Below are 13,894 nucleotides of genomic sequence, written 5' to 3' on the forward strand. Positions count from 1 at the left end.
CTGCGCCACACCGGTCGCACCGACGAGCAGCTCGCGCTCGTGGAGGCCTACGCCAAGGAGCAGGGCCTGTGGCACGACGCCGATAACGAGGCCGCCTACTCGGAGTACCTGGAACTCGACCTGAGCAGCGTGGTGCCCTCCATCGCGGGCCCCAAGCGCCCCCAGGACCGCATCCTGCTCGCCGACAGCAAGACCGCGTTCCGCAAGGACATCCACAACTACACCGACGACGCGGAGTCCGGCCCGGCCGCCGACACCCCGCACACCCACCTCGACGAGGCCATCGAGGAATCCTTCCCGGCCTCCGACCCCGCGGTGCTGTCCTTCGCCGACGACGACGCGGTGCTGCTCTCGGCCGCCGACGGCAGCGTCGGACGCCCGAGCAAGCCCGTCAAGGTCTCCGACCCCGAGCGCGGCGATTTCGTGCTCGACCACGGCGCGGTCGTGGTCGCGGGCATCACCTCCTGCACCAACACCTCCAACCCGTCGGTCATGCTCGGTGCGGCGCTGCTGGCCCGGAACGCCGTCGAGAAGGGCCTGTCCTCCAAGCCGTGGGTCAAGACCAACATGGCGCCGGGCTCGCAGGTCGTCTCCGACTACTACGAGAAGGCCGGCCTGTGGCCGTACCTGGAGAAGCTGGGCTTCTTCGTCGGCGGTTACGGCTGCACCACCTGCATCGGCAACACCGGTCCGCTGCCGGAAGAGATCTCCAAGGCGATCAACGACAACGACCTCTCGGTCACCGCGGTGCTCTCCGGTAACCGCAACTTCGAAGGCCGTATCTCCCCCGACGTCAAGATGAACTACCTGGCCTCCCCGCCGCTGGTCATCGCCTACGCGCTCGCGGGCACCATGGATTTCGACTTCGAGACCGACGCCCTCGGCAAGGACACCGACGGCAACGACGTCTTCCTGAAGGACATCTGGCCGTCCCCGCAGGAGATCGACGACACCATCAAGTCCGCGATCAGCCGGGACATGTTCACCAAGTCCTACGCCACCGTCTTCCAGGGCGACGAACGCTGGCAGGGCCTCGACACCCCCGAGGGCGACACCTTCGCGTGGGACGAGAACTCGACCTACGTGCGCAAGGCCCCGTACTTCGACGGCATGGAAATGGAGCCCGCCCCGGTCGCCGACATCACCGGCGCACGGGTGCTGGCGCTGCTGGGCGACTCGGTCACCACCGACCACATAAGCCCGGCCGGTCCGATCAAGCCCGGCACGCCCGCCGCGCAGTACCTGGACTCGCACGGCGTGGCGCGCAAGGACTACAACTCCCTGGGTTCCCGGCGCGGTAACCACGAGGTGATGATCCGCGGCACCTTCGCCAACATCCGGCTGCGCAACCAGCTCCTCGACGATGTCTCGGGCGGTTACACCCGCGACTTCACCCAGGACGGCGCCCCGCAGGCCTTCATCTACGACGCCTCGCAGAACTACCAGCAGGCCGGTATCCCGCTGGTCGTACTGGGCGGCAAGGAATACGGTTCCGGATCCTCCCGCGACTGGGCGGCCAAGGGCACCCGGCTGCTGGGCGTCAAGGCCGTGATCGTCGAATCCTTCGAGCGCATCCACCGCTCGAACCTGATCGGCATGGGCGTGATCCCGCTGCAGTTCCCCGAGGGCGAATCGGCCGGCTCGCTGGGCCTGACCGGTACCGAGGTCTTCGACATCACCGGTATCGAGGAACTCAACTCCGGCAGCACACCGTCCACGGTGCATGTCACCGCGACCAAGGACGACGGCTCGAAGATCGAGTTCGACGCGGTGGTCCGCATCGACACCCCCGGTGAGGCGGACTACTACCGCAACGGCGGCATCCTGCAGTACGTCCTGCGCAACATGATCGGTGCTTGATTGCGCCGCCTCCGGCGGCGCGGGTTCGCGCCCCTGAGGTCTTGTCGTTGCGGACCCGAGACTCGCGCCTTCGGCGCATGCGCTTCGGGCCCGCAACGACAAGACGGGCGCGAACGTCGCTCGTAAGACTCGCTCCCACGGGGTTGCGAGTGCTCACTCCGTACGGAGTCGTCCTTTGCGGGCGTGGCACTCGCTCCCAGTGGGCTACGGGACTCGCTCTGCAGGGAACCACCCCCATGTGAGGGTGCGGTGATTCGCTTCCGATGAGGTTGCGGGAGTACGAATGGCATCACCTGTTCGCTCGCTCGAATCGTGACAACCCGCGCGGCCGGCTTACCGCGTGGGGTTCGTATATTCCGTTGAAGGAGACCGATGCCCAAGGTCAGCGACGATCATCTGGCCGCCCGGCGCTCCCAGATCCTCGACGGCGCGCGCCGGTGTTTCGCCGAGTTCGGCTACGACGGCGCGACCGTGCGGCGGCTGGAGGAGGCCATCGGCCTGTCGCGCGGCGCGATCTTCCATCACTTCCGGGACAAGGACGCGCTGTTCTTCGCGCTGGCCCAGGACGATGCCGAGCGGATGGCCGAGGTGGCGGCGAACCAGGGTCTGGTGCAGGTGATGCGGGATATGCTCGCCGACCCGCAGGAATACAACTGGCTGGGCACCCGGCTCGAAATCGCCCGGCGGCTGCGCACCGACCCCGAGTTCCGGGCCGGCTGGACCCAGCGTTCGGCCGAGCTCACCGCCGCGACCCTGGCCCGCCTGGAACGCCGGAAGGCGGCCGGGGCACTGCGTGACGATGTGCCCACCGATGTCCTGCTGGGCTACCTCGACCTGGTGCTGGACGGTCTCATCGCACGGATCGCCTCCGGACATACCAACGAGAACCTCACCGCCGTCCTGGATCTGGTGGAGGCCTCGGTCCGCCGCCGCTCCTGATCCGGCGGCCGCGCCGGTATCCGGCGCGCTCAGCTCCCGGATTCCAGTGCGGTGAGCAGCTTTCCGGCCAGCCGGTCCAGCTCCCGGCGTTCGTCCGGGGTCAGCGCCGCCAGCATGCGCGTCTCGTTGGCGATATGTTCGGTGACCACGCTGTCGGCCAGTTCCCGGCCCGCGCCGGTCAACGCGACCCGCACCGCCCGCCGGTCACCGGCGTCCGCGATACGCCGCACGTAACCGGCCGATTCCAGCCGATCCAGCCGCCCGGTCATACCCGCGCGCGACAACATGAGGGTGTCGGCGAGCGCCGAGGGGTTGAGTTCGAAGGGATCGCCGGCCCGGCGCAGTGTCGCCAGCACATCGAATTCCCCGCGCCGCAGCCCGTGGGCGAGGAAGACCGCTTCGATCTGCCGTTCGGCGACGACCGCCAGCCGCCCGAGGCGGCCGAACACCACCATCGCCGCCAGGTCCAGGTCCGGGCGCTCTCGTCGCCACTGCCGTTCGATGGCGTCGATCGCATCTGGTTTCCGTTCGGACATGGACAGAATTCTATTCGCTCAGATATAGTTCGGTATCGAATTATTCGTAGCCGAATCATCAGGAGCCGCCGTGAACGCCAGCCCGGAATCCCTCGTCCTGCGGCAGCCCGGCGCCGCCGAGACGCTGCGCACCGGCGCGGTCACCATGCGGCTACTGATCGACGCCGAACCGGCACACGGCGCGGTGAGCACCCTGGAAGTCACCCTGGATCGCGGCGCCGACGGGGCGGCACCGCATTTCCACACGCTGTCCGACGAGCTCTTCTACGTCGCCGAGGGCGAACTGCAGCTGATGGCCGGGGATCGCTTCGTCACCGTCGGAGCGGGCGGCTGCGCACTGGTACCGAAGACGACCGTGCACGCCTTCGGCGCCACCCCGGACAGCGGCGCCCGTATCCTGATCGCCCTGATGCCCGGCGTGCAGCGGTTCGGCTACTTCCGCCTGCTCGAGCGAATCGCGCGCGGCGAGGCGGCACCGGAGGAACTCGCGGCGTCGCAGGACGAATACGACAACCACTTCGTCGACGCGCCGCGGTGGTGGCACGAGCGCGAAACCGGGCGTCGCTGAACCGGGAACAACCCCGGCCTCCGGCGGGTTCGCACCGCTATGACCTTCTCCGTCCCCGTCACCGTGCGCGGTTACGAACTCGATGCCCTGGGCCATGTGAATCAAGCGGTGTATATGCAATACGCCGAACACGGGCGCTGGGAATTCCTGCTGGCGGCCGGGCTGCAGCCCGATAAGCTCCAGGCCGCACGGGTGGGTCCGGTGGTCCTGGAGACGACCATCAAATACCGCCGCGAGCTGCGTGGCGGCGACGAGTTCCGGGTGACCTGCGAATTCGCCTGGGGCACCGGAAAAACCTTTCGTATCCGTCAGGAGATGATCCGTGCGGACGGGACCCTCTCGGCCGAGGTGGAGGTGGTCGGCGGACTGCTCGATCTGGACGCCCGGCGCCTGCTGGCCGATCCGGCGGGCCGATTGCGCGAGCTGGCGACCCGGCCCGAGCTGCTCGGGCTCTGATCTTCCGGCGCATGCGCCCGGCAAATATTTTCCCACCGGGTGGATATCCCGATTCACCGGAAATTATCCGCCCTTGCCCGGAATCGTTGCACAAGATCAATGATTTCGCCGGTGATAATTCGGCGATATCGGATGCCGGGGAATCCGTACGGCGTTATGATCCGGACGCGATCGGGTGCCGGCACATTGCGAGCAAGATCGGAGATTCCTCGATGACCGATGCGATCCACCTCCTCGACCTACCGGAAACCGGTGCGGTCGCGACGATCACCGGATTTCTGGCCGGAGAATCCGACCGTGATATCCGGGTACGGGTCGCGGACGGAACGTGGACCTTCGAGCGCCGGGACGTACTCGCGATCCGCGGCGCCGGACGGCATCCGGAAATCCCCCCGGGCGCCGTTCTGGTCGATATCCGGGCCGGTGCGACCGCCGATTTCACCCGGCGTCTGCGCATCGATATCGCCGATCGGCCGATGACACTGGCGGCACCGCCCTCGGAGACATTCGGCGACGCCCGGCTACATCGGCTCACCGAGGCCTGGGCGGCGGGACTGGATATCGAAGCCGACCCCGCGCACCCCGCCGTCTTCACCCGCACCCACACCAGGGCGCGGCACGGGAGCCGCCGCGATATCCATTGCGACAGCCTCGACTGAGCGGGCACCCGGTGGGCGCCCGGTATCCGGGACGGGTCCTCATCGTCTCCGAGGCCGACGATCTCCACGCGACCGCCATGGAAGCCACGCTGCGTGAACAGCACGCCCTCGCCCCGCTACGGCTCGATCTGCGGGATTTCCCCCGGGAGCCGGGAACGATCCGGATCGACCGGACCGGTGCCACCAGGTCGCTGGCGGGGCTCGCCGGACTCGACGAGGTCACGGCCGTGTGGTGGCGGCGCCCCCACCACAGCGAGGTGCCCGCGGGCGCACGGTCCGACGACGACGCCTATCGGCAGGCCGAATGCGACGGTTTCATCCAGGGACTGCTGTGGTCGCTCCCGGCCCGGTGGGTCAACGAACCGGGACACGACCGGATCGCCCACCGCAAGATCGTCCAGCTGGATACGGCCGCGCGGGCGGGCTGCGCCGTCCCGGAGACCGTCGTCACCAACGATCCGGGCGAGGCCCGCGCGTTCGCCGAATCCTGCGGGGCCCCCGTCGTTTTCAAACGAACCGGCACCTCACGCGCGGAATTCTCCGAGACCCGCATCCTCGACCCCGGCGAGCTGGACCGGCTGAACGGTATCCGGTGGTCACCGACCATCTTCCAGCGTTTCATCGAACCGGAATGCGATCTGCGCGTGGTCTGGGTGGAAGGACACGAGTGGGTGGTGCGCATCGACTCGCCCGCCGGCGCGGGCCGGGTGGATTCTCGCCTCGACAACTCGGTCGGCTTCGCTCCCGGGCGCCTGCCCGCCGCCGTCAGCAAATCACTGGCGACGCTCATGGGCGCGCTCGGGCTGAGTTTCGGCGTCGTGGATCTGCGAGTGGGCCTCGACGGCGAATACTATTTCCTCGAGGTCAACCCGCAGGGCCAATTCGCCTATCTGGAGATCAAGACCGGATTGCCGATCTTCACCAGCCTCGCCAATCTCCTGATCCACGGCGACGGCGCCGTCGCGGGATGGTGACCGCAGCCCGCGACACCCCCGCACGCCCGGGGCCCGGGCGCCGCGGAGGTACCTCGCCGACCTCGCCGCCGGGCGGATCCCCGGCGGCGGTGCCTGCGAATACGGTGCGGCTAGCGGGCTTTCCGGCGGTTCGCGCCACCACGGCTGCGGAGTTGCACATGCGACTCCGTCAGCACGTTGTGGATGAACCCGTAGGAACGCCCGGTCGCCCGTGCCAGCGACCTGATGCTCGCCCCCGCTTCGTATTGCTTCTTCAACTGGGATTGCAGGCGGTCGCGCGACTTACCCGTGACGCGGGTGCCCTTACCCAATGTGCTCTTGCTCTGTACCGGCCTGTCGCCCATGGCTTCCTCCGAGTCGCCGAGCAGCGTCACTCTCAGGCTAAGCATTCGGCGAGCATCCGGCAATGAGTTCGTGTGATGAAACTCACGCGAGCTGAATCAATTCCAGATACTCGGCCGACCAATGGTCCTCGGTCCCGTCCGGAAGCAGGATCACCCGCTCCGGATTCAGCGCCTCGGCGGCCCCCGGATCGTGGGTCACCAGCACCACCGCGCCCGCATAGGTGCGCAGCGCGTCGAGCACCTGTTCCCGTGATATCGGGTCCAGGTTGTTGGTGGGTTCGTCCAGCAGCAGCACATTGGCCGCCGAGGACACCAGCCCGGCCAGCGCCAGCCGGGTCTTCTCACCGCCGGACAGCGTCCCGGCCGGTTGTTCGAGTTGCGGGCCGCTGAACATGAACGCACCCAGCAGCCCGCGCAACTCCTGCTCGCCGGCGTCGGGTGCGGCGTGCCGGATGTTCTCCCAGACCGAAGCCGAATCGTCCAGGGTGTCGTGCTCCTGCGCGAAATACCCGACCTTCAGCCCGTGACCGGGTACCAGCGACCCCGCCGTCGCCTCCTCGGTCCCGGCCAGCAGTCGCAGCAGCGTGGTCTTGCCCGCGCCGTTGAGACCCAGCACGACCACGCGGCTTCCCCGGTCGATCGCAAGATCGACACCGGTGAATATCTCCAGCGACCCGTAGGCCTTGGTGAGATTCTCCGCCATCAGCGGGGTCTTCCCGCAGGCCGCGGGCTCGGGGAATTTGATCCGCGCGACCTTGTCGGCCACCCGCACCTCGTCGAGTTCCGACATCAGCCGATCGGCGCGTTTGGCCATATTCTGCGCGGCAACGGCTTTGGTGGCCTTGGCGCCCAATTTGGCGGCCTGGGCGCGCAGTGCCGACGCCTTCTTCTCGGCGTTCGCCCGTTCCCGGCGGCGCCGCTGTTCATCGGTGGCGCGGGCGTCGACATATTTGGTCCAGCCCATGTTGTAGACGTCGGCCTCACCGCGTACCGCGTCGAGGAACCACACCTTGTTGACCACGTCGGCGAGCAGATCCACATCGTGGCTGATCACGATCAGCCCACCGTCGTGGTTCTGCAGGAAACCACGCAACCAGGTGATGGAGTCGGCATCGAGGTGGTTGGTGGGCTCGTCCAGCAGCAGGGTGGTGTCGGACCGGCCGCCGCTGCCGTCGGAGGCGGCGAACAGGATGCGCGCCAGTTCGATTCGCCGGCGCTGACCGCCCGAAAGGGTGCGTAGCGGCTGTTCCAGGACACGATCCGGCAGTCCCAGGCTGTTGCAGATCCGGGCCGCCTCGCTCTCGGCGACGTAGCCGCCCAGCGCCGAGAAACGGTCCTCGAGCCGGCCGTACTTGCGGACGGCCCGCTCACGTTCGGTCTCGTCGGCCAGTTCGGCCATCAGCGCCTGCTGCTTCTCCATATCCCGGATCAGCGCGTCCAGGCCGCGCGCCGACAGCACCCGGTCGCGGGCCAGTACATCGAGATTGCCCTCGCGCGGATCCTGCGGGAGATACCCGATATCGCTGGACCGCACGATCGTCCCGGCGTACGGCTCGCCCTCCCCCGCGAGGATGCGCAGGGTGGTGGTCTTACCGGCGCCGTTACGCCCGACCAGGCCGATCCGGTCACCGGCCTGTACCCGCAGCGCCGGACCCGGCGCGGACAGCAGAGTACGTACGCCGGCCCGGACCTCGAGGTCGGTCGCGGTGATCACAGATATCTCCTCGGAACTGGGTCGGGGGCAGTGGTCCGGTGCCGCACCGGGCCGGTATTGCACCCATGGTCGGCCGTATCCGGACGATGAACCACCGATTTTACCCGGCGCCCGGCGCCGGCCGTTCCGGCCGGGGACGTTGCGGTCCGCTGCCCGCAGTTGTCCGCGCCGGGCACGGTAACGTGCCCGGATATGAGCACCGATCTGTTGGGCAAGAGCGCGCTGGTCTCCGGAGCCAGCCGGGGTATCGGCCACGCGGTGGCCGCCGAGCTGCTGAGCCGGGGCGCGAACGTGGTCATCACCGCGCGTAAGCCCGAACCGCTGGAGAAGGCGGCGGCCGAACTGCGCGCCCTGGGACATCAGGGCCAGGTCGTCGCGGTGGCCGGGAATTCCGGCGACGCCCAGGCCCGGACCGCCGCGGTCCAGCGGGCGGTGACCGAGTTCGGCTCACTGGACATCCTGATCAACAACACCGGTATCAACCCGGTGTACGGCGCGCTGATGGAGGCCGATCTCGACGCGGTGCGCAAGATCTTCGACGTGAACGTGGTCGCCGCCCTCGGGTACGTCCAGGAGGCGTACAAGGCGTGGATGGGTGAGCACGGCGGCGCCGTCGTCAATGTCGCCAGCGTGGCCGGTATCCGGTCCACCGGCGTCATCGCCGCCTACGGCGCGTCCAAGGCGGCGCTGATCCGGCTCACCGACGAACTCGCCTGGCAGCTCGGGCCGAAGATCCGCGTCAACGCCGTCGCGCCCGGCGTGGTGAAGACCAGCTTCGCCGACGCGCTGTACTCGGCCGACGAGGACGCCGCGGCACAGGTCTACCCGATGAAGCGCCTGGGTTCGCCGGAGGACATCGCCCGGCTCATCGCCTTCCTGGCGTCGGATCAGGCGGCCTGGATCACCGGTGAGACGGTGCGCGTCGACGGCGGCCTGCTGTCCACCGGCGGTATCTGACCGTATATCGCACGACAGCAGGCCCGGGACGGATCGTCCCGGGCCTGCTTCGTCTCCGGCGGCAGACCGGCTCAGGAACGGTGCGGCAGATTCTGCAGGCGAACCTGGCCGCGGGCGATCAGGCGCCCGTCGTCGTCGGTGATGACAACCACCCACAGCTGCTGCAGTCCGCCGCGATGCAGCGGGGTCGCCTCGGCGGTGAGTTTTCCCTCCCGCACGGCACGCAGGAAATCGGTGGAGTTGTTGACCCCCACCACCACGCCCCGGTCGCCGTACCAGGCGGCGCCGCCCGTACTCGCCAGCGTTTCCACCACGGTGCACAGCACACCGCCGTTCTGGATACCGGCCGGCTGATGATGCCGCGGGATAACGGTCCATTCGCCGCGTACCCGGTCCGGACCCAGCTCCGTCACCCGCAGGCCGATCAGATCGGCGAATGTGCCCTTGCTGATCTCGTTCAGCTGGTCGGCGGTGAGATCGGCCATGGACTGCGGAGTGCGGGTTTGCTGTTCGGTCATGGCTCCACGATCGCACGACCGGCCCACGGGTCGTGGCACAGCTCCCGGAAATGAAGCGGCGGGCCCCACCCGGAGGTGGAGCCCGCCGCGCGCATTGGATCGGGGGTCACCGCAGCCCTCGGGACTCTCGCGCGATCCGTACGCCGCTTTCTAGTATAGGGCAGGCTTACCTAACTAGGCAACAGCTTGCGCGCGCCGGAGTGCCAGACTCCGATCCTCGAGCGCCATCAGCAGGCCCTGCCCGCGGCGCGCCCCGGCGACCGGATCGGTCCGCGCGAGGTCGGGCACATAGGTGGCGGCGCCCGAGACCGATTCGGCGACCAGTGCCCGGAACCGGCGGGGGCTCAGCCCGGCGCTGCGCGCCAGTGCGCCCTGCACCAGCAACAGCGAGGGTTCGCAGCGATAGGCCAGCCACACCCACATGGCCCGCTCACACGGCAGCGTCACCACACCCGGCGATCCGGCCATCGGGTCGCCGGCCACCACGCGGATGGTGGTATCGGCCAGGCCCGCCCAGTCGATCCCGCCGTCGTTGTCGGTATGGATCCAGACGTTCTCCAGCCCCGGATCCCAGGCCCGGCCGTCGGCGATCCACAAAGCGGCGACCCGGCCCACGATGGCGTGGATGAGCGCGGTGGCCACCACTTCGGCAGCGGCCGTGGCACTGATCATCTCGGCGGCGTGGCGCCGGTACATCAGATCTATTCGCCCCTCCCGCAGCCCGGTCGACAGCGCCCACCAGCGGCGTTTGCCCTGATCGGCCATGGCTGCGGCGGCATAGACCCGCGGATGTTCCGGCTGCAGGGCCCGCAAACGGGAACAGGCCGAGCCGAACGCCGCCTCATAGGGACGGTGGATACGCATAGTGGCCAGTTCGGACATTCGAGCCTCCTCGAGATCGGCGTCGCGGCAACGACTTGATCGAAAGATAGGTTAGCCTTACCAGACCTAGCAAGTGTTTCGCGCGAACAGAGGAGTTACGGACCCGTGACGAATCCCGGCCCGCGCGCGTCCCGCCCGAACGGCTCGCGCCCGGAAGTTCCCGCGCGGGCTATGACACATCCCACGAAGTTACGACAACCTGTAGTACGCCCCCGCGTCGTTGAAGTCGTAAAATCGAGAGATGGCTGGACTCGGTGAACTCGAAAAAGCGGTGATGGACCAGTTGTGGTCCGCCGATGAACCACAAACCGTCCGGCAGGTGCACGAAGCCCTGTCGGCACACCGCGAACTCGCGTACACCACCGTGATGACGGTGCTACAGCGGCTGGCGAAGAAAAACCTCGTGGTGCAGCGGCGCGACGATCGCGCGCACCGGTACGCTCCGGTACACACCCGCGACGAGCTGGTCGCCGGACTCATGATGGACGCGCTACAGCAGGCGGACGAGGCCGGCAGCAGGGCCGCGGCCCTGGTGCATTTCGTGGAGCAGGTCGGCAAGGACGAGGCCGCGGCCCTACGGGATGCGCTCGCTAAGCTCGAAGCAACCGAGGACACCAGCCCACCCCAGTGATCTCGGACCCTGGCCCCACAACGCAGTGAGCAGAGTCGATGGACGCAGCAGCACCGGCATTCGCCGTACTCGCCTTGCTACTCGCCGGTCCCGTTCCGGAGGCGCTCAGCCGGGCGACCTGGACCTATCGCGTACCCCGCGCCGCCCTGGTGCTCTGGCAGGCCATCGCACTGGCCGCCGTGCTCAGCGCCTTCAGTTCCGGCCTGGCGATCGCCGCCGAACTGCTGGTTCCGGGGCCGGACGGCCGACCCACCACCAAGCCCACCGATGAGATCGACGCGCTGGGCCTGCCCTTGTGGCTGGCCTACGTCTCGGTTTTCATGCTCACGCTGCTGATCGGCGCACGTCTGGTCTACGCCGCCGTCCGGGTGGGGGTGCACACCCGCCGCCGCCGGGCCCGCCACCGCATGCTGGTGGACCTGCTCGACCAGAGCGGCCCGATCCGCCGCGCCGCCGATATCCGGGTGCTCTCGGCCACCGAGCCCATCGCCTACTGTCTCCCCGGCCTGCGGCGGCGCGTCGTGGTCAGCGCGGGCACCCTCGACAATCTGGACGAGCAGGAACTGACCGCCATACTCAGCCACGAACGGTCGCATCTGCGGGCCCGCCACGATCTGGTCCTGGAGGCGTTCACCGCCGCCCACGAGGCCTTCCCCCGGTTCGTTCGCAGCAAATCCGCACTCGACTCGGTGAAACTGCTCATCGAACTGCTGGCCGATGATTCGGCGGTCAAGGTGACCGGCCCGAAACCGCTGGCCCGGGCCCTCGTCGCCTGCTCCAAGTCGACCGCGCCGCAGGGCGCGCTCGCCGTGGGCGGTCCCAGCACCCTGATCCGCATCCAGCGACTCGCGGGGCCGCTCGGCGATCTGCGCATCGCCGGCGCGGCCTATCTCGCCTCGATGGCCATTCTGGTGGTGCCGACCCTCGCGGTCGCCATCCCGTGGCTGGTCGAGCTGAGCCGGTTGTTCCGTGCCTGACCACCCGCATCGCGAACCCGCCGACTCTGCTCCCGGTACCCGGCCCCGGCCGCCCTTCGCGCGGCTGGGCCTGCCGGTTCTCACCGTTCAGGCCCTGCGCCGCGAAGGCCTCACCGAACCGTTGCCGGTACAGGCCGCCACCATCCCGGACGCGCTCGCCGGGCGGGATGTGCTCGGCCGCGCACCCACGGGTTCGGGCAAGACCCTCGCCTTCGGCCTGCCGATCCTCGCCCGGCTGGCCGGGGCGCCCGCCATCGCGCGCGCCCCACGCGGCCTGATCCTGGCGCCCACCCGCGAACTCGCCCTGCAGATCGAACAGGCGCTGGCGCCGTTCGCTCTCGGACTCCGGCTGGGTACCGCGGTGGGCGGTATCCCGGTGGCCAAACAGGCCGACCGCCTCCAGCGCGGGGTGGATCTGCTGATCGCCACCCCGGGCCGTCTCGCCGATCTGCTCGAACAGGGCGCCGCGGTCCTCGACGCCGTCCAGGTCGTGGCGATAGACGAGGCCGACCATATGGCCGATTTCGGTTTCCTGCCCCAGGTCCGGCTCTTGCTGGACCGGGTCCCGGCCGGCGGCCAGCGACTGCTGTTCTCGGCCACCCTCGACGACGAGTCCGTCCAGGAACTGGTCCGCGACCATCTGCGCGACCCGGTCACCCACAGTGTCGGCCCGGAGCCCGGCACCGCGGTCGCGACCCACCATCTGCTCTTCGTCGAACCGGCCGACAAACCCGCGATCCTGGCGCAGATCGCCGCCCGCGACGGCCGGACCCTGCTGTTCGTGCGCACCCAGTACGGCGCGGAGAAACTCACCCGCCGATTGCGTGAACAGGGCATCGCCACCGCGGCCCTGCACGGCGGCCGGGCCCAGAACCGCCGGATCCGCACCCTGGCGGCATTCGCCGACGGTGCCGTTTCCGCGCTGGTCGCCACCGATGTCGCCGCCCGCGGTATCCATGTGGACGCGGTCTCGCTGGTGGTGCACGCCGACCCGCCGGCCGATCCCAAGGATTATCTGCACCGGGCCGGGCGCACCGCCCGGGCGGGCGCGTCCGGCACCGTGGTGACCCTGGTCACCCCCGCCGAACGCGCCGAGGTGACCGCCCTCGCGCGCACCGCCGGGGTACCCGTGGTCGAACACGAGGTCCGGCCCGGCGATCCCGGCCTGCGGCATCTCACCGGGGCCCGCACCCCGCCCGGGCCCCGCCCAGCGGAGCCCGCCCCCACGACCCGGGCCCGTCGCCCCGACCCGCGCGCCCGGCCCCGCCGCGGTGCGAATCCCGCCCCGGCGCGCGGGCACCGCGGGCGCCGGGCGAAGTGAATCCCGCGGCCCGGCACGCCCGGCCCGGATCGCGATTACCATGGGCGCAGTGCAGTTTCTTCCCGGACAGATCCCGCCGTACGACCTGACCTACAACGACGTCTTCCTGGTGCCGAACCGCACCGATATCGCGTCCAGGTTCGATGTCGACCTCGCCACGGCCGACGGTTCCGGCACCACCATCCCGCTCGTCGTCGCGAATATGACCGCGGTGGCCGGCAAGCGGATGGCCGAAACGGTGTCCCGTCGTGGCGGGCTGGTCGTCCTGCCGCAGGATCTGCCCGACAACGCGGCCGCCGAGACCATCACGTTCGTGAAGAGCCGCTCGCTGGTGGCCGATACGCCGGTCACGCTCACCATGGACCATTCGGTCTCCGAGGCGCTCGCGCTGATCCACAAACGCGCGCACGGGGCCGTGGTCGTGGTGGACGAGGGCCGGCCCATCGCGGTGGTCACCGAGAACGCCTGCGCGGATGTGGACCGATTCGCCAGATTGCACGAGGTTGCCGATACCGATTTCGTGACCGCCCCCGCGACCGCCGCGCCCGCCGAGATCTT

16 protein-coding genes are annotated in these 13,894 nt (G+C 69.0%); 11 read left to right on the forward strand and 5 right to left on the reverse strand.

What is annotated here, in order from left to right; genetic code table 11:
• Both acnA and ACWDU1_RS18075 read left to right on the forward strand, forming a co-directional pair.
• The coding region (gene acnA / locus ACWDU1_RS18070; protein ID WP_449999825.1) for an aconitate hydratase AcnA at positions 1–1,860 on the forward strand (1,860 nt) is incomplete at its 5' end.
• A 372-nt stretch (positions 1,861–2,232) separates the two neighbouring features.
• The gene (locus ACWDU1_RS18075) at positions 2,233–2,799 is read left to right on the forward strand and encodes a TetR/AcrR family transcriptional regulator (protein WP_449999827.1); all 567 of its coding nucleotides are present in this window, start codon (positions 2,233–2,235) and stop codon (positions 2,797–2,799) included.
• Positions 2,800–2,828: 29 nt separating this feature from the next.
• Here the strand turns inward: ACWDU1_RS18075 and ACWDU1_RS18080 are convergent, their stop codons facing one another.
• Positions 2,829–3,335: a MarR family winged helix-turn-helix transcriptional regulator gene (locus ACWDU1_RS18080; protein WP_449999828.1), complete on the reverse strand. Its 507-nt coding sequence runs from the start codon at positions 3,333–3,335 to the stop codon at positions 2,829–2,831.
• Between the two features lie 70 nt (positions 3,336–3,405).
• Here ACWDU1_RS18080 and ACWDU1_RS18085 point away from each other — a divergent pair, with 70 nt between their 5' ends.
• The 4 genes from ACWDU1_RS18085 to ACWDU1_RS18100 all read left to right on the forward strand — a co-directional run bounded on the left by ACWDU1_RS18085 (position 3,406) and on the right by ACWDU1_RS18100 (position 5,992).
• Complete coding sequence (locus ACWDU1_RS18085; RefSeq protein ID WP_449999829.1) at positions 3,406–3,903, forward strand: cupin domain-containing protein; 498 nt, start codon at positions 3,406–3,408, stop codon at positions 3,901–3,903.
• Positions 3,904–3,942: 39 nt separating this feature from the next.
• Positions 3,943–4,359: an acyl-CoA thioesterase gene (locus ACWDU1_RS18090; RefSeq protein ID WP_449999831.1), complete on the forward strand. Its 417-nt coding sequence runs from the start codon at positions 3,943–3,945 to the stop codon at positions 4,357–4,359.
• Positions 4,360–4,571: 212 nt separating this feature from the next.
• Complete coding sequence (locus tag ACWDU1_RS18095) at positions 4,572–5,018, forward strand: hypothetical protein (protein WP_449999833.1); 447 nt, start codon at positions 4,572–4,574, stop codon at positions 5,016–5,018.
• 11 nt (positions 5,019–5,029) lie between these two features.
• Complete coding sequence (locus ACWDU1_RS18100) at positions 5,030–5,992, forward strand: hypothetical protein (RefSeq protein WP_449999834.1); 963 nt, start codon at positions 5,030–5,032, stop codon at positions 5,990–5,992.
• A 110-nt stretch (positions 5,993–6,102) separates the two neighbouring features.
• On the opposite strand, the gene ACWDU1_RS18105 is transcribed toward ACWDU1_RS18100, so the two are convergent.
• On the reverse strand, positions 6,103–6,336 hold the full coding sequence (locus ACWDU1_RS18105; protein ID WP_033246289.1) for a helix-turn-helix domain-containing protein: 234 nt from the start codon (positions 6,334–6,336) through the stop codon (positions 6,103–6,105).
• Between the two features lie 82 nt (positions 6,337–6,418).
• On the reverse strand, positions 6,419–8,050 hold the full coding sequence (locus ACWDU1_RS18110; RefSeq protein WP_449999836.1) for an ABC-F family ATP-binding cassette domain-containing protein: 1,632 nt from the start codon (positions 8,048–8,050) through the stop codon (positions 6,419–6,421).
• Between the two features lie 192 nt (positions 8,051–8,242).
• Between ACWDU1_RS18110 and ACWDU1_RS18115 the strand changes: the two genes are divergently transcribed.
• Positions 8,243–9,007: an SDR family oxidoreductase gene (locus ACWDU1_RS18115; protein ID WP_449999838.1), complete on the forward strand. Its 765-nt coding sequence runs from the start codon at positions 8,243–8,245 to the stop codon at positions 9,005–9,007.
• Between the two features lie 71 nt (positions 9,008–9,078).
• Here the strand turns inward: ACWDU1_RS18115 and ACWDU1_RS18120 are convergent, their stop codons facing one another.
• Both ACWDU1_RS18120 and ACWDU1_RS18125 read right to left on the reverse strand, forming a co-directional pair.
• Positions 9,079–9,525, reverse strand: coding sequence for a PaaI family thioesterase (locus tag ACWDU1_RS18120; RefSeq protein WP_449999840.1), 447 nt, complete (start codon positions 9,523–9,525; stop codon positions 9,079–9,081).
• A gap of 174 nt (positions 9,526–9,699) precedes the next feature.
• Entirely contained in the window at positions 9,700–10,407 is a 708-nt protein-coding gene (locus ACWDU1_RS18125) for a hypothetical protein (protein ID WP_449999842.1), read from the reverse strand.
• Positions 10,408–10,648: 241 nt separating this feature from the next.
• On the opposite strand from ACWDU1_RS18125, the gene ACWDU1_RS18130 reads away from it, so the two are divergent.
• The 4 genes from ACWDU1_RS18130 to ACWDU1_RS18145 all read left to right on the forward strand — a co-directional run.
• On the forward strand, positions 10,649–11,038 hold the full coding sequence (locus ACWDU1_RS18130; RefSeq protein ID WP_449999844.1) for a BlaI/MecI/CopY family transcriptional regulator: 390 nt from the start codon (positions 10,649–10,651) through the stop codon (positions 11,036–11,038).
• Positions 11,039–11,076: 38 nt separating this feature from the next.
• Positions 11,077–12,015 carry a M56 family metallopeptidase gene (locus ACWDU1_RS18135; RefSeq protein ID WP_449999846.1) on the forward strand — a complete coding sequence of 313 codons (939 nt, stop codon included), beginning with the start codon at positions 11,077–11,079 and terminating at the stop codon, positions 12,013–12,015.
• Positions 12,008–13,336 (forward strand): DEAD/DEAH box helicase, encoded by a 1,329-nt coding sequence (locus ACWDU1_RS18140; protein ID WP_449999847.1) that lies wholly within the window; start codon positions 12,008–12,010, stop codon positions 13,334–13,336. The genes ACWDU1_RS18135 and ACWDU1_RS18140 overlap by 8 nt, the downstream gene beginning before the upstream one ends.
• Positions 13,337–13,385: 49 nt before the next feature.
• Positions 13,386–13,894, forward strand: a 509-nt coding sequence (locus ACWDU1_RS18145) for an IMP dehydrogenase (protein WP_449999849.1), incomplete at its 3' end; no start/stop codon positions are given.

This window comes from Nocardia sp. NPDC003345, from assembly GCF_053589395.1.

Bases quoted from the DNA above. Each gene is read 5' to 3' on its own strand.
- ACWDU1_RS18075 (WP_449999827.1), top strand. From the start codon at position 2,233: ATGCCCAAGGTCAGCGACGATCATCTGGCCGCCCGGCGCTCCCAGATC.
- ACWDU1_RS18080 (WP_449999828.1), bottom strand. From the start codon at position 3,335: ATGTCCGAACGGAAACCAGATGCGATCGACGCCATCGAACGGCAGTGG.
- ACWDU1_RS18090 (WP_449999831.1), top strand. From the start codon at position 3,943: ATGACCTTCTCCGTCCCCGTCACCGTGCGCGGTTACGAACTCGATGCC.
- ACWDU1_RS18095 (WP_449999833.1), top strand. From the start codon at position 4,572: ATGACCGATGCGATCCACCTCCTCGACCTACCGGAAACCGGTGCGGTC.
- ACWDU1_RS18105 (WP_033246289.1), bottom strand. From the start codon at position 6,336: ATGGGCGACAGGCCGGTACAGAGCAAGAGCACATTGGGTAAGGGCACC.
- ACWDU1_RS18115 (WP_449999838.1), top strand. From the start codon at position 8,243: ATGAGCACCGATCTGTTGGGCAAGAGCGCGCTGGTCTCCGGAGCCAGC.
- ACWDU1_RS18120 (WP_449999840.1), bottom strand. From the start codon at position 9,525: ATGACCGAACAGCAAACCCGCACTCCGCAGTCCATGGCCGATCTCACC.
- ACWDU1_RS18125 (WP_449999842.1), bottom strand. From the start codon at position 10,407: ATGTCCGAACTGGCCACTATGCGTATCCACCGTCCCTATGAGGCGGCG.
- ACWDU1_RS18130 (WP_449999844.1), top strand. From the start codon at position 10,649: ATGGCTGGACTCGGTGAACTCGAAAAAGCGGTGATGGACCAGTTGTGG.
- ACWDU1_RS18135 (WP_449999846.1), top strand. From the start codon at position 11,077: ATGGACGCAGCAGCACCGGCATTCGCCGTACTCGCCTTGCTACTCGCC.